Origin of the sequence: Neobacillus niacini (assembly GCF_031457145.1) — a bacterium.
Classification (GTDB): domain Bacteria; phylum Bacillota; class Bacilli; order Bacillales; family Cytobacillaceae; genus Neobacillus; species Neobacillus niacini_J.
This window is the reverse complement of record NZ_JAVDVZ010000001.1, coordinates 221,888-241,848: the sequence shown is the minus strand read 5'-3', so window position 1 is coordinate 241,848 and position 19,961 is coordinate 221,888. Positions and strand designations below refer to the sequence as shown.

At 36.8% G+C, this 19,961-nt stretch carries 25 protein-coding genes; 4 read left to right on the top strand and 21 right to left on the bottom strand.

Going from position 1 to position 19,961, the window contains the following annotated elements:
• Positions 1-24 precede the first annotated feature (24 nt).
• From J2Y03_RS01295 to J2Y03_RS01280, 4 genes are all read right to left on the bottom strand, one after another.
• Entirely contained in the window at positions 25-210 is a 186-nt protein-coding gene (locus J2Y03_RS01295) for a DUF2768 domain-containing protein (protein ID WP_132089583.1), read from the bottom strand.
• Positions 211-451: 241 nt separating this feature from the next.
• Positions 452-1,507 (bottom strand): NAD(P)H-dependent glycerol-3-phosphate dehydrogenase, encoded by a 1,056-nt coding sequence (locus J2Y03_RS01290; protein WP_310190001.1) that lies wholly within the window; start codon positions 1,505-1,507, stop codon positions 452-454.
• Positions 1,508-1,529: 22 nt separating this feature from the next.
• Positions 1,530-2,840: a ribosome biogenesis GTPase Der gene (gene der / locus J2Y03_RS01285; protein ID WP_132089592.1), complete on the bottom strand. Its 1,311-nt coding sequence runs from the start codon at positions 2,838-2,840 to the stop codon at positions 1,530-1,532.
• A 197-nt stretch (positions 2,841-3,037) separates the two neighbouring features.
• A complete protein-coding gene (locus tag J2Y03_RS01280; protein WP_310189999.1) occupies positions 3,038-3,646 on the bottom strand; it encodes a YphA family membrane protein in 609 nt (202 codons plus the stop codon).
• 110 nt (positions 3,647-3,756) lie between these two features.
• Between J2Y03_RS01280 and J2Y03_RS01275 the strand changes: the two genes are divergently transcribed.
• Positions 3,757-3,900 (top strand): YpzI family protein, encoded by a 144-nt coding sequence (locus J2Y03_RS01275; protein ID WP_310189998.1) that lies wholly within the window; start codon positions 3,757-3,759, stop codon positions 3,898-3,900.
• Positions 3,901-3,929: 29 nt separating this feature from the next.
• Here J2Y03_RS01275 and fni read toward each other — a convergent pair whose 3' ends face one another.
• The 16 genes from fni to J2Y03_RS01195 form a co-directional block, all read right to left on the bottom strand.
• Positions 3,930-4,985 (bottom strand): type 2 isopentenyl-diphosphate Delta-isomerase, encoded by a 1,056-nt coding sequence (fni, locus tag J2Y03_RS01270; RefSeq protein WP_310189996.1) that lies wholly within the window; start codon positions 4,983-4,985, stop codon positions 3,930-3,932.
• 12 nt (positions 4,986-4,997) lie between these two features.
• Complete coding sequence (gene rpsA, locus J2Y03_RS01265) at positions 4,998-6,137, bottom strand: 30S ribosomal protein S1 (RefSeq protein ID WP_132089606.1); 1,140 nt, start codon at positions 6,135-6,137, stop codon at positions 4,998-5,000.
• A 128-nt stretch (positions 6,138-6,265) separates the two neighbouring features.
• On the bottom strand, positions 6,266-6,847 hold the full coding sequence (locus tag J2Y03_RS01260) for a lysophospholipid acyltransferase family protein (protein ID WP_132089610.1): 582 nt from the start codon (positions 6,845-6,847) through the stop codon (positions 6,266-6,268).
• Positions 6,848-6,849: 2 nt separating this feature from the next.
• On the bottom strand, positions 6,850-7,524 hold the full coding sequence (cmk, locus tag J2Y03_RS01255) for a (d)CMP kinase (protein ID WP_310189994.1): 675 nt from the start codon (positions 7,522-7,524) through the stop codon (positions 6,850-6,852).
• Positions 7,525-7,679: 155 nt separating this feature from the next.
• Entirely contained in the window at positions 7,680-7,859 is a 180-nt protein-coding gene (locus J2Y03_RS01250) for a YpfB family protein (protein ID WP_132089620.1), read from the bottom strand.
• Between the two features lie 69 nt (positions 7,860-7,928).
• A complete protein-coding gene (ypeB, locus tag J2Y03_RS01245; protein ID WP_310189993.1) occupies positions 7,929-9,281 on the bottom strand; it encodes a germination protein YpeB in 1,353 nt (450 codons plus the stop codon).
• A gap of 13 nt (positions 9,282-9,294) precedes the next feature.
• The gene (sleB, locus tag J2Y03_RS01240; RefSeq protein WP_310189991.1) at positions 9,295-10,173 is read right to left on the bottom strand and encodes a spore cortex-lytic enzyme; all 879 of its coding nucleotides are present in this window, start codon (positions 10,171-10,173) and stop codon (positions 9,295-9,297) included.
• A 111-nt stretch (positions 10,174-10,284) separates the two neighbouring features.
• Positions 10,285-10,974 carry a glutamic-type intramembrane protease PrsW gene (gene prsW, locus J2Y03_RS01235; RefSeq protein ID WP_132089630.1) on the bottom strand — a complete coding sequence of 230 codons (690 nt, stop codon included), beginning with the start codon at positions 10,972-10,974 and terminating at the stop codon, positions 10,285-10,287.
• A 94-nt stretch (positions 10,975-11,068) separates the two neighbouring features.
• Positions 11,069-12,025 carry an asparaginase gene (locus tag J2Y03_RS01230; protein ID WP_132089633.1) on the bottom strand — a complete coding sequence of 319 codons (957 nt, stop codon included), beginning with the start codon at positions 12,023-12,025 and terminating at the stop codon, positions 11,069-11,071.
• 4 nt (positions 12,026-12,029) lie between these two features.
• On the bottom strand, positions 12,030-13,001 hold the full coding sequence (locus J2Y03_RS01225) for a YpdA family putative bacillithiol disulfide reductase (RefSeq protein WP_310189988.1): 972 nt from the start codon (positions 12,999-13,001) through the stop codon (positions 12,030-12,032).
• Positions 13,002-13,114: 113 nt separating this feature from the next.
• Entirely contained in the window at positions 13,115-14,392 is a 1,278-nt protein-coding gene (locus J2Y03_RS01220) for a Glu/Leu/Phe/Val family dehydrogenase (RefSeq protein WP_132089640.1), read from the bottom strand.
• Positions 14,393-14,609: 217 nt separating this feature from the next.
• Entirely contained in the window at positions 14,610-15,194 is a 585-nt protein-coding gene (locus tag J2Y03_RS01215; protein ID WP_310189986.1) for a genetic competence negative regulator, read from the bottom strand.
• Positions 15,195-15,265: 71 nt separating this feature from the next.
• Positions 15,266-16,177 (bottom strand): MerR family transcriptional regulator, encoded by a 912-nt coding sequence (locus tag J2Y03_RS01210; RefSeq protein WP_310189985.1) that lies wholly within the window; start codon positions 16,175-16,177, stop codon positions 15,266-15,268.
• A gap of 47 nt (positions 16,178-16,224) precedes the next feature.
• The gene (locus J2Y03_RS01205) at positions 16,225-16,992 is read right to left on the bottom strand and encodes a metallophosphoesterase (protein WP_310189983.1); all 768 of its coding nucleotides are present in this window, start codon (positions 16,990-16,992) and stop codon (positions 16,225-16,227) included.
• A gap of 253 nt (positions 16,993-17,245) precedes the next feature.
• Complete coding sequence (locus J2Y03_RS01200; RefSeq protein ID WP_310189982.1) at positions 17,246-17,488, bottom strand: hypothetical protein; 243 nt, start codon at positions 17,486-17,488, stop codon at positions 17,246-17,248.
• A gap of 54 nt (positions 17,489-17,542) precedes the next feature.
• Complete coding sequence (locus J2Y03_RS01195; protein WP_132089660.1) at positions 17,543-18,178, bottom strand: CBS domain-containing protein; 636 nt, start codon at positions 18,176-18,178, stop codon at positions 17,543-17,545.
• 142 nt (positions 18,179-18,320) lie between these two features.
• Here J2Y03_RS01195 and J2Y03_RS01190 point away from each other — a divergent pair, with 142 nt between their 5' ends.
• Genes J2Y03_RS01190 through J2Y03_RS01180 form a run of 3 tightly spaced genes read left to right on the top strand, consistent with a single transcriptional unit; the run spans position 18,321 to position 19,408 of the window.
• Positions 18,321-18,551, top strand: coding sequence for a spore coat associated protein CotJA (locus J2Y03_RS01190; protein ID WP_310189980.1), 231 nt, complete (start codon positions 18,321-18,323; stop codon positions 18,549-18,551).
• Positions 18,548-18,808: a spore coat protein CotJB gene (locus J2Y03_RS01185; protein WP_310189979.1), complete on the top strand. Its 261-nt coding sequence runs from the start codon at positions 18,548-18,550 to the stop codon at positions 18,806-18,808. Before J2Y03_RS01190 ends, J2Y03_RS01185 begins: the two co-directional genes overlap by 4 nt.
• A 30-nt stretch (positions 18,809-18,838) precedes the next feature.
• Positions 18,839-19,408: a manganese catalase family protein gene (locus tag J2Y03_RS01180; RefSeq protein WP_132090022.1), complete on the top strand. Its 570-nt coding sequence runs from the start codon at positions 18,839-18,841 to the stop codon at positions 19,406-19,408.
• A gap of 29 nt (positions 19,409-19,437) precedes the next feature.
• On the opposite strand, the gene J2Y03_RS01175 is transcribed toward J2Y03_RS01180, so the two are convergent.
• Positions 19,438-19,893, bottom strand: coding sequence for a DUF2663 family protein (locus tag J2Y03_RS01175; RefSeq protein WP_132089669.1), 456 nt, complete (start codon positions 19,891-19,893; stop codon positions 19,438-19,440).
• Positions 19,894-19,961: the final 68 nt, after the last annotated feature.

The following is a 19,961-nucleotide window of genomic DNA, read 5'->3' as shown; positions in this document are numbered from 1 at the left end:
ACAATCACCTATTTTTTCTTTTTTTTATGTAAAAAGGACTATAAACAACGTAATTCCCGAAATAAATAAAAAAATGTAAGCAATGATCGCTGTTAAAAACTTAAGGACTCCTTTTAACTTATAACGGCTAAAATAAATTGTAATAATAGCAAGAAACATAAGTCCCATCCCTGCAATTGATATCCACATTTTCAGCATACCTGGTGACATTAGGACACCCCCCTTATTCCGAAAGCTATTATAACATAAGGGAAGTGTTTCATAAAAAATTTTTGTTTAACGGTAATAAAAAAACTGAAGTAAAGAGGGGCGAATTCTCTACTTCAGTCTTAGTGACTAAACAACCCAAATTTTAGGTTCATACTACACGTGTGCTTCGCTTGCATTGTATGCAAACAGGTGAAGATGCGAATCATCGAATGCCTATTTTTCATTGGAAAATGCACAATTTTTAATCCTCTTGCGTTCTTTCTTCAAGAATATTGACTAAATCTTCCATTTCATGAGTTTTACCACGTGCCATTAATACATCAACTGCGTCTTTTGCATTCTTCCCATTAAATAATACATCATAAAGAACACATGTAATCGGCATGCTGACATTATATTTCTTAGAAAGCTGATAGGCTGCTTTGGTTGTCCTAACGCCCTCTACAACCATTCCCATGTTATCAAGGACCTCTTCTAGGTTTTTCCCTTTACCGAGCAAATTTCCAGCTCTCCAGTTCCTTGAATGTACGCTTGTACAAGTTACAATCAAATCACCTATTCCGGTTAATCCGGAAAAGGTTAAAGGGTTAGCGCCCATTTTCGTTCCAAGTCGTGCGATTTCAGCTAATCCTCTTGTCATTAACGCTGCTTTTGCATTATCGCCATAACCTAGCCCGTCCGTTATTCCTGCAGCCAAAGCTATGATATTCTTCAATGCTCCGCCAATTTCAACACCAATGACATCTGGGTTCGTGTAGACTCGAAAATTTAGGTTAATAAATAAATCTTGAATTTTTTCGGCAGCAGCCATGTCTTCGGATGATACAGTTACTGTGGTTGGGTGTCTTTTACTAACTTCTTCTGCGTGGCTAGGACCCGAGAGCACTACAACTGCTTCCAAAAGCTCATTTGGCATTTCTTCTTTAATTAGCTCTGACACTCTCAAGAGGGTATCAGGCTCAATCCCTTTACTAACATGTGCAATAATCAAAGGTGTACTTTGAACAGCCCTCATCTTCCCTAGTACTTCACGAATCGCTTTGGTTGGTACCGCTAAGATAACCGTATTTATTCCTGCCAACGCATCACGTAATGAAGCATAACCTGCAATCAAATCTGGCAATATTATTTCTGGCAAGTATTTTTTATTTGTATGGTATTGATTAATTTCTTGAACCTGTGCTTCATTATGACTCCACAGCCTAACTTCATGTCCATTGTCTACAAGGACCATGGCAAGAGCAGTTCCCCAGCTGCCAGCACCAATAACAGCGATAGCTTCCTTTTTTTCCTGCATTTAGATCACTCCCACCGTAAAATTATTTTCTCTCTCTTGCGTAAATTTTAATCGGGGTTCCCTCGAATCCAAAAGCTTCACGGATTCGATTTTCTAAGAAGCGCTCATAAGAGAAATGCATTAATTCTGGTTCGTTAACAAAAACAACAAAGGTTGGCGGTTTAACAGCTACTTGTGTGGTGTAATAAATCTTTAATCGACGACCTTTATCTGTAGGTGTTGGATTCATGGCTACCGCATCCATAATTATATCATTTAATACACTTGTTTCGACACGCATTGAATGGTTTTCACTAGCTGTATTAATCATTGGTAATAGTGTATGAATACGTTTTTTCGTCTTTGCAGACAAGAAAACAATCGGAGCATAACTTAAGTAGAGAAAATGCTCTCTAATTTTCTGTTCAAGTTCCTTCATTGTTTTTTCATCTTTTTCAACCGCATCCCACTTGTTGACCACAATAACAATTGCTCTGCCCGCTTCATGTGCATATCCGGCAATTTTCTTATCCTGTTCGATAATTCCTTCTTCTGCATTAATAACCACTAAAACGACATCTGAGCGTTCTATTGCCCTTAATGCACGGAGTACGCTATATTTTTCTGTAGTCTCATAAACCTTACCTTTTTTACGCATTCCAGCAGTGTCGATGATAACATACTTTCCTCCATTATACGTATAGGGAGAATCCACTGCATCCCTTGTTGTTCCCGCAATATCACTTACAATAACGCGGTCTTCTCCCAGAATTGCATTAACTAGTGATGATTTTCCAACATTCGGTCGGCCTATTAAGGAAAATTTAATCGTATCTGCATCATAATCCTGACCCTTATTTTTTGGAAAGTGTTTAGCAGCCTCATCCAACAGGTCACCTAATCCAAGGCCATGAGATCCAGATACTGGCATTGGTTCGCCGAACCCTAAAGAATAAAAATCATAGATTTGTTCACGCATTTCAGGATTATCGATTTTATTAACAGCTAATACAACAGGTTTTTTAGATTTATATAATATCTTTGCTACCTCTTCGTCTGCAGCTGTTACTCCTTCTCTGCCATTTGTTAAAAAAATAATAACATCGGCTTCGTCTATCGCCACTTCAGCCTGCTGACGAATCTGCTCAAGAAATGGTTCATCTCCAATATCAATACCACCAGTATCAATTACATTAAAATCATGTGTTAACCATTCCCCAGAGCTATAAATTCGATCACGCGTTACTCCCGGGATATCCTCAACGATGGAAATTCTTTCTCCAACAATTCTGTTAAAAATGGTCGATTTCCCAACATTCGGTCGTCCAACAATGGCTATAACAGGTTTTACCATTATCATCGCCATCCTTTCTATTCTATTTATCAATATTTTTGTTATTTTTATCGTTAAGAGCAGAAAAACTCAATTTATTAATTAAGCAATCGAGTACTAATGATAAAGAAACCCTTCTTTCAAACAGAAGGGTCTAACCATATTATTTTAGCAATGTTAATCCTTTCTAGCAATCCAAATTCTTGGAAAGAATTATTTTAGGATGATTTTTGCTTACCCTTCTCAAAAAAATGAAAATGGTTTTGAAAGAAAGGGCCTGCATTTTCAAGGATGCTCCAGCCTACTACTAATAATATTGTTAACGCACTGACATCAAAATAAGCTATTGTTCCAATTGGATAAGAAAATTCAAATTTACTTAGGTAATAAGCATAGAGTATCTCACCTTGCATGGTGCCGCTAACCAAAATCAACAATCTGTCTTTTAAAGATGTTAGCAAAAATATCGCCAGGCAGCTAAAGCAAACCGCTAACATCCATTCCTTTTGAAAAATAACCCAAACGGGATCATAAATGACAAACAGATTAAAGGTAACGTATGAAATGGTTATGATAAATGAACAAATGAATGCATACAGCAAAGACCCAAGCTTTTTCTTACTCAAAATAATATAGGATAATATCAGGATAAATAACCCACTTGCATAGAACTCAAATTTTGCAACCATAAAATGTACATTTGAAGATATTATAACCAATAAAATGCCAGCGGCTAATTTTGTACGATACGGATTTTGCTTACCCATAAAAAAAGTAATGTATACCCAAAAAAGCCAAAGAATCCAATAAAACAATGAACCCTCCACTATCACACACCTCCTACTATTTCCATTATCGGTATTCTTTATGTAGTTTTATACTTACTTGTATAATCTTTCGGCAACAAATTCATGTTAATAGTAGGAGGTGTGGAGAAATGGGAAAGGACCGTCAAGAAAAAAAGCTAAAAGCTAGTAGAACAGTCGAATCAGACCGGAATCAAGCACTGCATTATCCTGGAGCAACAAAGATGCAAAGCCCTGAAGAAGCACGAAAATTAAATGATGGTAAGTATAGCTAAACAAATAAGCTCTCGCTGGGTGCGAGAGCTTATTTTATTTGACGCTGACTGTATGTTTTTGTATCGATACCCCTTTGAGTTAACCAATGATGCATTTGGCCTGAAATTATTATTGGTGCTCCTTGTAAATCTCGAATCGATTTAGCTCCTAAAGCAGTCATTATTATTTTTAACCCATAATGAAGTGACGAAATTTCTTCGTTTAGTGAATCAATCCCCTCTTCAACTAGGATTTTTAAGAAGTAGCCTGCAAAGCCAGTAGCACTCGCCCCCAATGCTAAGCCTTTTGCTATATCAATACTCGAAGTAAATCCACCAGAACCAATGATAGGCACTCTAGAAGCTTGAGCAGCCTCACAAATAGATATGGCTGTAGGGATTCCCCACTGATTAAAGAAGAATTGTGCTACATCACTGCGTTTATTTTCTATTTCAGCAAAATTCGTACCGCCATAGCCGCCAACATCTACTGAAGAAACCCCCACTGATGAAAGTAGCCCTACAGTTTCTTTAGACATGCCAAACCCAACTTCTTTAACAATTACGGGAACGCTTAACTCGTTTACAATACCTTCAATTCTTTTTAGAGCACCAGAAAATTCCCGGTCTCCTTCGGGCATTGTCAGCTCCTGAATTACATTTAAATGAACCTGTAAGGCATTTGCTTCAATCATCTCAACCGCTATTTTTGCTTGTTCAGGGGTTGCTTCACTTCCTAGGTTGGCTATAAGTACTCCTGATGGATTTTCTTTTCTTACCACTTCATATGTGTATCTTTCAGACTTGTCTTTCAAAGCTGACATTTGTGACCCTACTGCCATGGCAAGCCCAGCCTCCTTTGCCACTATCGCAAGCTGCTTGTTAAGCATGTAGGTTTTCTCTCCGCCGCCACCTGTCATTGCATTGATAAAAATTGGCGAACTTAAAGAAAGTTCGCCAATTTTTTGGTGTAAGCGGACATCTGAAACATTAATGTTTGGTAAACTTTGATGAATAAATTGAATATCATCAAATGCTGTTGATCGTTTTTGCCCTGTTTCCAGGGCATAGCGAATATGGTCCCATTTCCGTTCAGATCTAGACACTGCGTATCACCATTATTTTCCCAGATTCTTTAATTTATCGCCAATCATTTCACCAAGCTGAAACCCTTTTGATTCTTCAGGAAGTTCGTAATCAAAGTTCTCTTCAACATCTTTTTCGAGAAGGTCCTTTATGCTTAGAGAAAGTCTCTGCTCCTGTTCGTTGGCATCCAGTACTTTTACTTGCACCTCTTGCCCTTCCTTCAATACCTCATGGGGCGTACCAATATGCTTATGAGCAATTTGTGAGATATGAACAAGTCCTTCAACACCAGGAAAGACTTCTACAAAGGCACCATAGGAAACTAATCTTCTGACGGTGCCAGTAAGCGTACTGCCCTTAGGTGCTTTTTCAGCTACATCAGTCCATGGTCCTGGCTGTGTTTCTTTAATAGATAAAGAAATTCTTTCACTATCACGATCTACACTAAGAACCTTTACTTTTACTGATTGACCTTCTTGTACTACATCTGATGGTTTATCGATATGTTGATGTGATAGTTGGGAAATATGAACAAGTCCATCGATACCGCCAATATCAACAAATGCTCCAAAGTCCGTAATTCTTTGAACAGTTCCATCAATAACCTGACCTGGATTAATCGTACTTAGAAGATTTTTCTTGTGTTTTCCCTTTTCTTCTTCCACCACAGCACGATGAGATAGAATTAAACGATTTTTTTCTCTGTCAAGTTCAACAATTTTAAAAGTAAGATTTTTTCCCTTATAATCTGAAAAATCTTCGACAAAATGTGCTTCTACTAAAGATGCAGGTACAAAGCCTCGAACGCCAAGATCAACGACAAGACCTCCCTTTACTACATCCTTTACTTCCGTTTCAAATACTTCGCCGCTATCGAAGAGATTTTCTAGATTTACCCATGCCTTTTCAGCATCTACTTTTCTTTTTGATAATACAAGGGCATCCTCTTCTACCTTTAAAACCTCAAGTTCTAATTCATCGCCTTCAGAAACAACATCTGAGGCTTTTTCAACATGAAGGCTGGAAAGCTCACTGATTGGTATAATACCATCATGTTTACTATCTTGAATATTTACAATGACCTGTTTTTCTTCTACTTTCGTAACTTGTCCAGTGACTTTATCACCAATGGTATAATTCTTCACTTCTACTTGGTTCATTTCTTCCGACATATGTATTCCTCCTTAATCCAATTACTGCTAAATAAATTATATAATATCAAAATGATAAACGAGTGAATATTCTAATAAAATCTCTTTTTATTAACTTCTTACAAATAGCGGATTTTGTCAAGCAGAACCTATTGGTGCTCTTTAATTAGTTTATCGATTTCTGACATTATTAATTCAGTCACCTGTTCCGCCGAGGCCTTAGCCGCCCTCATTTCCTCCATTGCAATCGGCTTTCCATAAACAACCTTTAATTTCCCCAAACTTTTGTAGGGACCAATTATGGCGCATGGGACCACATCAGCTTCTGTTCTTAGGGCAAAAAAACCAGCTCCCGATAGACCTTTGCCGATTTCACCAGTTTTACTTCTTGTCCCTTCAGGAAAAAGCCCGAACACATTTCCGTCCTTTAATACCTTTAATCCTGCTCTTAATGATTCCCTGTCCCCTTTCCCCCTTTTTACGGGGAAAGCGTTGCACCTTCTCACGATATTACCCAAAACAGGAACATTAAATATTTCTTCCTTCGCCATAAAATGGACAGGTCTAGGAGCTGTAGCACCAACAACTAAAGGATCAAAATTATGAATATGATTTGTGCATAGGAGCACTCCTCCATCTTTAGGAAAATACTCTAATCCAATAACTTCAATTCTATACAACGGTTTAAGAAAGCCAGCTACAACCGATCTTGCAAACGAATAAAATGTCACACTTATCCAACCCTTTCATGCACGAGAGCCATTATTTTTTCAACTACTTGAGGGATAGACAAGGATGTGGTGTCAATTTCAATTGCGTCGTCTGCTTTTTTTAAAGGTGCATACTCTCGCTCAGAATCTATTTTATCACGACGGGCAATTTCTTCCTTTAATTGTTCTAAGTTGGAAGGGTAGCCTTTTTGGAGGTTTTCCGTATGGCGCCTACCTGCTCTTTCCTCAACACTCGCTAGTAAGAAGACCTTTACTTCTGCCTTTGGTAGCACATGGGTCCCGATATCCCTGCCATCCATCACAACCCCACCATTTACAGCAAAGGATTGCTGCATCCTTACCATTTCTTCACGCACTTTTTGATGCTTTGCAACAATCGATACGGAATTTGTCACTTCACGTGACCGAATGGCTTCTGTTACTTCTTGATTATCAAGAACAACCAATTGACCTTTCTGTGAAGGAAATAGTTCTAATTTTGTTGATAATAGAGTGTCTAATAATGAGTTTTCATCTTCTAAGTTAATGTTGTTTACCAATGCTTTATAAGTTAAGGCACGATACATTGCACCGGTATCAATATATATGTAGGATAATTTTTCTGCGACCACTTTTGCAACTGTACTCTTGCCTGCTGCGGCAGGTCCGTCAATTGCAATTGATAATTTTTTTTCCATAGATCCTCCTAAGTTACTCATGTTCGTCACGTACACCTCTATTTTATTTTACCATAAGAAAGCTGATTGCCTCTTTTTTTTGAACATTTTAATATTAGATTTCTTCTATATTTTCCCCCTAAGAGAATAAAAAAAAAAGCAGAATTTCTGCTTTTTTAATCACCGTTAAATGTCTGTAATATCTCAGTAAATGTATTTTCATTTACTCCTTCATACTTTGTTAACTGCTCTAATTGTGGGAAAATATCTAATTGATGTAAAAATAACTGCGCTAATAAAAGAAAGACAAATTGAATAATAATTACCTTTATTAATATTCTTTCAATTACCTTCATGTTATACCATCACTCCAATTAACCAATTACTACTATTATTGGAGTGATGGCATGGTTTTATTCTCACCATTAAATTACTTCGTCATATACTTCCTCGGCATTTTTTAACTTTTCAACTTCTTCTTCAACACCGTCTACTGCATTAATAAAGATTCTATAGGTATCATTTTCAATCGTTCCTAAGAACTCATAACATAAAACTTCTTTATTTAGATTATTAACAATAATCGATTGTCTTTCTTCCATAATTTTGAAGTTAGGATTTACTTTTGCACGAGCTTGCTCACTTGTTAACACTGGTTTTTCAACTTTCCTTGTATCATTTAACGATTTCAAGTATTCCTCTGCTGAGAAACCAATAATGTCTCCATTATCAAGTGCTACTTCCACTTTTATGGCCTCTGGGTAAATTCTAATATTATTCTCACTGGTTACAAAATTAAAGACACCCGTATTATCATATTGAGTACTCTCAAACAACTCAAGATTTTTGTAACCATTTTCCTTAAGAAATGCAGAAGCTTTAAGGTTTGCATCGTTTACGCTAAGTTTTTGCTGTGTTACTTCTCTATAATTAATAAACCAAATTGGATATCCTGCTTTTTTCGTAATATCCATACTTCCTTCTTGACCAGTATTCTTATTTCTTATTGCAACACTATAAAACCCATAATCAGAGCCTTTTCCGTTCTCTGTTACTTTTACTTCTTCATTTCCATCAAATTTCATATATCTTCTTGCAATGCTTATGGCTTCTTTTTCAGAAATGGTTTTACCCTTAATTTTTTTGAAATTTTCATTTTTCATTTGCAGGTTCGCAAATGTCGGTCCAAAGTCGCTTTCAGAATAGCCTGACACGGTTTTCTCAACTGTTTTAAAGCCATCAATTATCGTATTGTCTGTAGTTTCTTTTCCTGATGCTAATGCTAGTTCAACATCCATCCAGCGGAGATTATTTTTCAAAACCATATGCTGTACCTTCCGCAGCTCACTCTGAATATCGCCAGATTGCTTGTATAAAACCTTTAAGGTTTCATACTCCTCCTCAGATAATGGATCTTTATCTAAATCCCTTACTGCTGTTTGATAACTAAATTTACCGATTTTCGCCAAAAATTCTTCAGTTTTATTAAATGGAAGTAACGTTAGCGGCAATTGCCCTACATCACTATGTGCTTCGGATGTTAATCTCCAAACTTCCACTAGTGAAGGGGACAGAGAATGCCTAGAATTCATAGCAAGAGTTGTTCCAATTTTATCATTAAGTAAATCCATTTGATAAGTTAGATCATGAAAGGCACGTTGATAATTATTTTCGGCATTTAACAAAATCGCATTTTTCTCCCGATGTTCTTGATAACCCCAGTAGGCTGTGCCCGCAACACCTACTGCTAGAACACCTATGATTATTCCTCGTATCATCCTATTCACCCCTCTATTCGCAAAAAATATGTTTCCCAATTCGTTTAATTTGTGGTCTTGACCATATCCACTTACTAGTAGCAGTAACCGGATTAAAATAATATAACGCTTCCCCAGTAGGATCGATGCCATTTATGGCATCTAATACCGCTTTTTTGGCTTGTTCGTTCGGGGTAAGCCAAATTTGACCATCTGCCACGGCCGTAAAAGCACCTGGCTCGAAAATAACACCTGATACAGTGTTTGGAAAAGATGCACTATTTACACGGTTTAGGATAACAGCAGCTACTGCCACTTGTCCGGTGTAAGGCTCACCCCTTGCTTCTCCGTAAACAGCATTAGCCATCAACTGTATATCATTACTTGAAAAACCTCCTGGAGTATTAGCCGCAGTTGGTTTTTTGGGTGCTGCTTTTGGGGCTGCCGGTGCTGGTGCTGCTGGTTTTGGGGCTGCCGTTTTAGCAGGAGCTTTTGGTGCTGGTGCTTTAGGTTGTGGTGCACTCTGTTTTTTTTGCTCCACCCCGCCATAATGCGTAAATTTATTTCCTTTATTGATTTGTTCTTTTACAAATTGTTGATTATACTTACTTGCTTTAGCTAATTTAGCCTTTGTCTCTGGACCTGCAAGGCCGTCAATTGGTAATCCAAACTCATATTGAAAATTCCTAAGTGCCCAATAGGTGCTCCATCCGAACACTCCATCAATTTTCTTATTGTAAAATCCCAAATACTGAAGTCTTGATTGAAGCTCGATGACATCATCTCCAACAGCGCCTTGTTGAATAACCTGATTAGAAAATGCAAATGCCCTGTTGTCCTCAAGATTCGTAAATGGCATGATACAAAGGGAGATTAAGATTGGAACTGTAAATCGAACAATTTTTTTCTTCATTGTAAAATAACCCCCAGTTGTAAATCATTTTAGATGTAAGCCTATTTTTTGTTATTATGGCAAATTTATTCAAAAAAAATCCTCTCATTTCAGAATGAAGGGAATTCTTCATTAAGAATGAAAGGATTTTTGTGTTGAATATTGTTTTTTCTTGTGATTTGCCGTTAAGATTCTCGCCATTTTAACCTTTCTTAATCCAAACCACCAAAGAAAGATCATAAAAGGTAAAATGATATATAACCAGTTTTCTTGTGAGATTAAAATATAATCATAAGATCCATGCAAAATGAAAGGCAAAAGTAAGGAGATTATTACCCATTTTACTTTTTTCCCTTCTGTAAATTTTGCTTTACCAATGTAAAACCCCATAATAACCCCAAAAAGAGCATGACTCGATACAGGAAGTAACGCCCTTGCCATTGCATGTTCTATCCCATTAGCAATCAAATAAAAAATATTTTCAACAGTCGCAAAACCAAGTGACACAGCCACACCATATACAATACCATCAAATGGTTCATCTAACTCCACATGTTGGTAAATAGCATAGAACAGAATAAACCATTTGAAAAACTCTTCGAGAAGACTAGAAGATAGAAATGCTTCAATAAATCCTGATTTTATTATATTCTCTGTTTGGAGTACATGCTGAATAAACATAATTGGAAACACCAACAGTGCACCAAACATGAATGTTCTAAACACAACGGAAATTGGTTCTGACTCATATTCATCTTTTAAATAAAAGTAACTTAACAAGGCCAGTCCGGGGGCAATACCGGCTGATAATATTCCCAGCATGGATAATCCTCATTTCAAATCAATGGTTTCCTTAATCGTAACATGATATGGTCATTAATTAAATGAAAGATTATACCCATTTAAGAATTGCCCTTTAAAAATTAATTCTCTCTAATCCACAGGCAAGAGCAACCGCTAACTTAATTCTAGCTTTTTTCGAGTCATTGTCACTGCCAAGGATTACACCCTTTTTAGATAAGTCATATGCACTGCCTTTATAATCATAGGTAGTGTAAACGGAACCTTCTTCAGCACTTGTTGTAATAACCAAAACGATTCCTTCTGAAAGTGACTTCTCTATTTCCTCCATCATTTGCGGAGCAACCTGACCACGCCCTACACCTTCAAGAACAATTCCCTTTACCCCGGACTCTCTTGCAGCCTTAATGAATTTCCCATCAGCACCTATATAACATTTTATTATCTCTACTTGAGGAATCGGTAATTGAATAGCAAAATATTCTCGCTTTATTGGCTTTTGAAATATAAGCACCACATCATTATCGATAATACCAAGATAACCAAATCCAAAAACGTTAAATCCTTGGATATTTGAGGCATGTTCTTTTTTTACATATCTGGCAGCAAATATTCGTTCATTGAAGACAACTACAGCTCCTGCGTTCTTTAGTTCTTCACAACAAGCAGAATAAATAGCATGCCTCAGGTTGATGTATACATCGCTTCCTAAGTCCTCTGGAGAACGTTGGGATCCAGTTATGACCACAGGTCTTGGGTCTTTGATGGTTAAGTCAAGAAAATAGGCTGTTTCTTCAAGAGTATCCGTACCATGGGTTACGACCACTCCTGAAACGGTATCGTCCTCATAATATTTTTCAATCTTATTCTTTAATACAATTAAATCATCAAAGGTAATATGTATGCTCGCCTTTTGAAATACAGATTCTATTATGACTTCAATATCATTTGGGAGATTACACATCGCAGCAAGCTCTTCACCGGTTAATTCACCCGAAGCTAATTTCCCTGATTCCTTGTTTGGTTTACTCGCAATCGTTCCTCCAGTCGTTAACAAAACAACTTTTTTCATATTTTCACCCTCTTATTGCTTTTTCTTGGATTGATTGTGCAATAAGACCACCATGGAACCGGCCATTTTCAATAAATATTTCGTTGGCATTATTACCTGCAGCGATAACTCCCGCAATATATATGCCCTCAACATTCGTCTCCATTGAATCAGGATTAAATAATGGTCTTCCGGACTCCTCGTCAATTATTATCCCCATAGTTTTTAGGAATTGGTGATCTGGTCTGTAGCCAGTCATCGCAAAAACGAAATCATTGTATATTGACTTTTCTTCTTCATCTTTTTTATATCGAACTTGGTCCTCCGTTATTTCTACTATATGGGAGTTGAATTCCATCTTAATGATACCGTTTCGTACTAATGCTTCAAATTCCGGGAGAATCCACGGTTTAACGCTAGAAGAATACTCTTTTCCACGGTATAAAACAGTAACTCTAGCACCCGCTTTTACGAGTTCAAGGGCTGCATCTACACTAGAATTTTTTCCGCCAATTACACAGACATCCTTATCAAAATATGGATGTGCTTCTTTAAAATAATGAAACACCTTCGGCAAATCTTCCCCGCGAACATTCATAAGGTTTGGGTTGTCATAGTATCCTGTAGCAATCACAACAAACTGAGCTTGGTATGTTTGTTTATCTGTTACAACCTGAAACTGTTTTCCCTCTTTTACCACCTCTGATACTTTTTCAAAGGAGTTGACACGCAGTTGTTTCCGCTTTACAACATCTCGATAATATACGAGGGCTTGGTTTCGTTTCGGTTTATAGCTCTCTGTTATGAACGGAACATCTCCAATTTCTAGCTTTTCACTTGTACTAAAAAACGTTTGATGTGTTGGATAATGATAGATAGCATTAACTACATTCCCTTTTTCAATAACAAGAGGGTTGAACCCAGCCTCTTTAAAAGCAATCGCAGCGGCCAATCCACATGGTCCACCGCCCACAATAATAATATCTTCAACTTGCAAATTAATTACCCCCTAAGAAGCATTACTTAATATATAAAATTTATTATTCCATAAAAAAACTCCTACCTGAATAATGATAGGAGTTTTTTTATTATCTTTCAATAGTATTGCTTTTAAATCCAGCCTCTGAAGCGGCTTGCTTCAGCCATTTTTCTTACACCAACCATATATGCAGCTAAGCGCATATCAACACGGCGTGTCTGGGCAGTATCATAAATATTATTAAATGACTTCACCATTACTTTTTCAAGTTTTTCTTCTACTTCTTCTTCAGACCAATAATAACCTTGGTTATTTTGAACCCATTCGAAGTAAGAAACCGTAACCCCGCCTGCAGATGCTAGTACGTCTGGTACAAGTAAAATACCCCGCTCAGTTAAAATTTCAGTTGCCTCTAGTGTTGTCGGTCCGTTAGCAGCCTCAACAACTATACCTGCACGAATATTATGTGCATTTTCTGCAGTAATTTGATTTTCAATTGCAGCAGGCACGAGAATGTCACATTCAAGTTCAAGCAATTCTTTATTTGTAATCGTATTATTAAACAATTTGGTTACTGTTCCGAAACTATCACGACGGTCTAGCAGGTAGTCAATATCTAGTCCTTCCGGATCGTACAATGCACCGTAAGCATCGGAAATACCCACAACCTTAGCTCCTGCATCATGCATAAATTTCGATAGGAAGCTTCCAGCATTACCAAAGCCTTGAACTACGACCCTTGCACCCTCGATCTGAACCCCCTTCTTTTTAGCAGCTTCACGGATGCAAATCGTTACACCTTTAGCTGTAGCAGATTCACGACCGTGAGATCCTCCTAAGACAAGTGGCTTACCAGTAATAAAACCAGGAGAGTTAAATTCATCAATACGACTATACTCGTCCATCATCCAAGCCATAATTTGAGAATTTGTAAAAACATCCGGTGCTGGAATATCTTTAGTCGGGCCAACGATTTGACTGATTGCTCGTACATACCCACGACTTAATCTTTCAAGCTCTCTAAATGACATATCACGTGGGTCACAAATGATTCCGCCTTTTCCGCCTCCATATGGAAGGTCAACAATTCCACATTTTAAGCTCATCCAAATGGAAAGAGCCTTTACTTCGGTCTCCGTTACATTGGGATGAAACCTGATCCCACCCTTAGTTGGACCGACTGCGTCATTGTGCTGTGCACGGTAACCGGTAAATATCTTTATTGATCCGTCATCCATTCTTACTGGAATTTTCACTGTCAACATACGTAACGGCTCTTTTAAGAGCTCATATACCTCTTCAGGATAACCTAACTTTTCAAGAGCTTTATGTATAACTGTCTGTGTTGAAGTTAATACATTATTTTCTTCCTCTTGATTAGTTTTTTCATTACTTTTTTCGGCTACCATCTGTAAACCTCCTAGAAAATCACTTTAACTATGTTGTCGCTTTCAGACACAAGTATACACGTTTAATGGATTTATGCAAGATGGAAAATACACAATTCATTATTACCTAGTTATCATTTGTAATCGCTATCATCATTATTATATCGGGTATTGGAGACAAAATATTTGCTGCATTACATAACAAAAAGGAGCGGTGAACTGCTCCTCAAAACCTCATTTATTTGAAATATTTTAGAATTGTTTCCACCGCTTTATTTTCAATAATTAGGTTCCCATATTCTGCTAGCACATGCGTACTAAGAATAGATGGACTACCATATTCCGATAAAAAGGCAGCAATCTTTTCAATATTGGAAGGGTCTAAATTATTCATAAGTAAGTAATATTGATTATTATAAGCGTATAAACTGCCGCCACTAACTTGTAATGAAAACAACCTGTGTGTGAGTACGATGATATCTTCGAAGCTTTCAAAATGGTAAAGGAGATTTTCACACCCTTCCACCCTAACCTGCATTTCTAGAAAGCCGTCAAATAATATTTCTTCCTCTTCTTCAATATTATCATCAACCGTAATAATCATAATCATTCCTTGAGCCTGCAAGGAGAAAATTTCAACTGCTACTGAACCCTGAATCTCAACATCAAATTCCTCACTTGCCTCTTCCAGCATATCATGGAAAAGTTGATGCCATTTTATGGAATCTTTCCAAATATCATCTTTGGAAAGTCCCCTATCATGTAAATCATCAGAGGTTAAAAAAATTTTTATCTTATTGACTGTTAAGCGTTCTAAGCGCATGCTCTTTTGCCCCCTGCCGTGACATAACTCTTATCCCTAGTGTATGTCAATGGCGTTGGTTGGTGCTTTGTCTAGTATACCATCCGTTTCAATAGCCACATTTCCCATTCTTTTACAGTTTGTCCGAAAATGTAAGTTGAAAACTGTTCTTTATCTGCAGTGTTCATTGTCCTTATAGCCTCTCCACAAAGGCCAATAGTAATTTCTTTGTGGTTTAAGGATAGGCGTTTAATAAGCGAAAGTGCTTCATTTAGATTGTTATGCTCCTCACATGAGAAGATAAATAAATCGGGATGAATGATTTCTATTGATTTATAAATATCGACTTCAGAACCATAAGTACCTATGTTTATTACTTCTATACCCCGTTTTCTTAAATAATAAGTGAACATGAGTAACCCTATTGGATCCCCTTCTTTGGAGCAAGAAGCACATATAGCTTTATTCATATGAGCATTATTTGGAAAGCTTTGAATAATTGTTGTAATCTTTGCTTTTAATAGTCCTGAAGAAAAATTTCTTTGGGCATTAATGATTTGTCCATTCTTAAAAGATTCCTCTATTTTCACAAAGACCTGACTAATAATATCAATGATTACTTTTTCCATCGTAAAAATACTAAACATTTTATCGAATACTTCGTTTATCTTATCTTGCTCAAAGTGAATTAAGGCGTCATACAATGCTTCAGTTAGACTGGTTATAGGATTACCCTGCTTCAGATTTATCTCTTCTCCATCCATATGCTCATGAGTATGCCCCATTAAGGAGATGGCCTGACTGATGGTAAAGCCTTGGTCTATCTTTTTTATTAACCACTTTAGTATTTTAATATGCTCTTCTGTATATAATCGATGACCTGCTTCATTTCTTACTGGTGCAATCATTTGATAACGTCTTTCCCATGCTCTTAACGTACCTGGTTGAATCCCTAGCATTAATGCTGCAGCTTTAATATTATATTTACCTACTTGGTCCGCCATCCTCGAATCCTCCGATATTTACCCAAACCATTATTGAATCAACTATCCTAACCATTCTTAATGGTAATTAAATGACACTGTGCAGGTGCCCCTAATCGTAAAGGAACTCCCGTTGTACCATAGCCATTACTAATTAATAATGTAGTATTATCTAATTTTTCCACTTTCCCTTTTTCATATGGACTGTAACCAAGTATATGAATTTGTCCTCCATGGGTATGACCACTTAAAACAAGTCGTATATTATGTTCTGGCAATATTTTTTTTGTGATATCTGGGTAATGACTTGCTAAAATTTTGAAGTTTTTATCCCCAGCATCTAATAATGCTAGATCCAGTCTATCACGCTCTTGATTTAATGCGTCCACACCAAGCAAGGATAATTTATCTCCATTTTCAGATTCAAAAGTTGCCGCGGTATTATCCAATACCTTTACTCCATAATCCAAAAGGATGGCATCTAACTTACGATAGTCCGTTTCATAATCATTATTGCCCCAAACAAAATACACAGGTCCTAACTTTTTTAATTTCTCGAGGTTCTTCTTTACCCTTTCAAAAGGAACCTTCTTCTCAGTTAAATCCCCGCCAATTACGACGATATCCGATTTCCCAGTAACTTCGGTGATAACATCATCGGAAATAAGACGCTTATGTATATCAGAGATAAAAAATATCGAAACCTTACCAAACGAGGCTGGAAAATCCTCGTACGTCATCTCGTGAAGTACCACAGTATTTAGGAAAGCTTCTTTTAGCATATACAAGATAAGACCTGCTCCTGCAATCAGAAGCAAAATGATTATAATACCCATATTTTCCCCTTTATATGTTGCCTGTTTTCGTAATGATTGTTGTTAAAATCTTAAAGCCGATTTTAACGTGGAAATAGTTATTTGGCGCTTTAGAATTTAGTTTGCAGGCTCTTTCCTTATTATATTTATCTATTTTCCTGCGGAATCTTAGCACAATCCTTAAATTCTTGTTCCAAAAGCAACAAAGTCTAAGAAAAGAGCCTCAATGTTCTACTTAAAATCATACCATAAAGGAAACTAAAACCAAACAGGACTAACGTTTGCTCCGTTTTTTCTTTACTATCTTTTTAGTTAGTTGAAAAATTTCTTGAAATAGTTGTAGACTGACGATTAATCCAAAGAAAAAAGCTAATGAGGCAGCAAAAAATTCCAAGGGATAAATAATCGGTCCGACCAAAATATCAGCAAAATGAAATGGGTATGAAATAGGAAACCACTCAATAAGTAAATATCCACACAAAAGAATAAAAAATAGTCGCCAAATGATTCTTAACAAAAAAATCCCTCCCATACAGTGTATGAGGAGGATTTCATTTCTTTCCGTTTAGATTTACTTATCTTCCTGAATACTTAAGATACGGAAACCTTGCTCTTCAAGCTTCTTCGTGAACTTATCAATATTATCCTTCTTTTCAACTTTCATAACAATTCTCCGAACTAATTTATCAGTCTCATCAAATGTTACAAGTGAAATTATATGTTCATGGAAGTGATGGGCAATTTCAGAAAGCCGAGCGATACGCCCTTCTGTTTCTACAGATGTAAAGGCAATTCTTACCCCTGGTCGATTTACTCCGAAAGCACTCTGAAACGTGGAGAGTACATCTGAGCGTGTGACAACCCCAAGAAATTTACGCTTTGAGTCAACCACCGCTAATAACGGGAAATCCTTTAAATCAAGAAGTGTTTTTTCAAAAACTTCTTCACCCTCTAAAAACTTTTCCTGATGGGTAGCAATATCTTTAACTGTGATAGAATTTAAATACTCATCCTTTGTTTTGTCGGATTGAAAGTAGCTCTCATAAATCTTATAACGAGTAGCAACTCCTAAATACTTTTCTCCTTGTAAAACTGGAACACCATCAATTTCATTTTTCTCTAATTGTTCTAATGCATCCGCTAATGTTGTGTCTTCTTGAACCGTCACACAGGCATGATTCGGAATCATCATATTTTTTACAAACACTATCAATCACCTCTATGTAATTATCCTACTTACCTAATTATACTTCAACAAAACATTGGGATTATCCTTTTTATTCAATATTATGTAATGAATCTTGAGATTTTTCATATTTATTAATGATATTAATTAAGGGAGGGCAACTATGTTTACACTATATAAAACTTGGCACCCTATCGCTAGTCCATTTGACCCCTGCAAGCCAATTTTAGAAAAAACGTTTTCTACTCCACCGAATCTATATATAGGATTTCAACCGCCAAATCTTCCACAATTTTCACCGCAGGAAGCACTACGAGCAGGAACACTCTGGAAAGCATTTTATGACCCCTACTTCAACCCATTTGAGAAAGCCAAAGGGGGATTACCTAGATGAAACAAATCCCACCAGAATATTATCAAATCATGGAGCAGTTACAAACGGTTGACTTTGTCTTAGTCGAATTAACCTTATATTTAGATACACACCCTGATGACCTTGAAGCTATTAAGCAATTCAATCATTATGCAAAAGAAAGAAAAACGATAAAAAAAGCATTTGAAAGTCAATTCGGTCCCCTATTACAGTTTGGCAACAGCTATTCGGGACACCCATGGAATTGGAACGAACCACCTTGGCCGTGGCAAGTCTAAATCTAAAAATTAAGGGAGGGATTTTTGTACATGTGGATATACGAAAAGAAGCTTCAATATCCAGTTCGGGTGAGTACTTGTAATCCAACATTAGCAAAATATTTAGTTGAGCAATATGGTGGTGCCGATGGCGAACTTTCAGCAGCATTACGATATTTAAATCAAAGATATTCCATACCTGATAAAGTAATTGGATTATTAACGGATATCGGTACAGAGGAATTCGCACACCTGGAAATGATTGCCACAATGATTTATAAACTCACAAAAGATGCCACGCCAGAAATGATGAAGGCAGCCGGTTTAGGGGATCACTATGCTATTCATGATAACGCCTTATATTATGCAAACTCCTCTGGGGTTCCTTGGACAGCATCTTATATACAAGCAAAAGGAGACCCAATTGCTGACCTTTATGAGGATATCGCCGCTGAGGAAAAGGCAAGAGCCACCTATCAATGGATTATTAATTTAAGTGATGACCCTGATTTAAATGATGGTCTGCGTTTCCTTCGGGAGCGAGAGATTATCCATTCCCAACGTTTCCGTGAAGCAGTAGAAATATTAAAAGATGAGCAAGGTAAGAAAATATTTTTTTAATGACAGAAGAAGCAGACCCGCGCTGCTTCTTATTTTTTTTCATGATAAAGATTAATGTCGTACGTTTTTTTCATTGCTTCAAAATCAATATGGCGATTTTTCCAATGCTCTTCCTTCTTCCATAAATCCTTACTTCGGTTTACAATTTCACACCTTAATTCTTGGTATTCTTTTTCCTTTTTATCTTTTTGCTGTTTTAATACATTCATTGCCCCATATAGTATGGCTGTTATCGCTAACAAACTAATATTTACGGCATCACTAACCGAAGCAGAAAACATGGCGAAAAAAGAATAAGAATATTGTTTGGCAATCATAAAATAGAAATAACTAAAAAAGAGGAAAGCAAAGAGCAACATAGAATAAATAGCTAAATAATGCCATCTTTTTGCAGTATCAAACTTAATCTTTCTTTTACGTACGTTTTCAAGCATTTGTTTCGTTGCTTCATCAGTATGCTCCAGTGAACGGATTGGTTTATCCATACTAGTAATCACCTCTTTACCATAAATATGAACTTGTCCGGCAAATTATGAAAGTATTGCATCAAAAA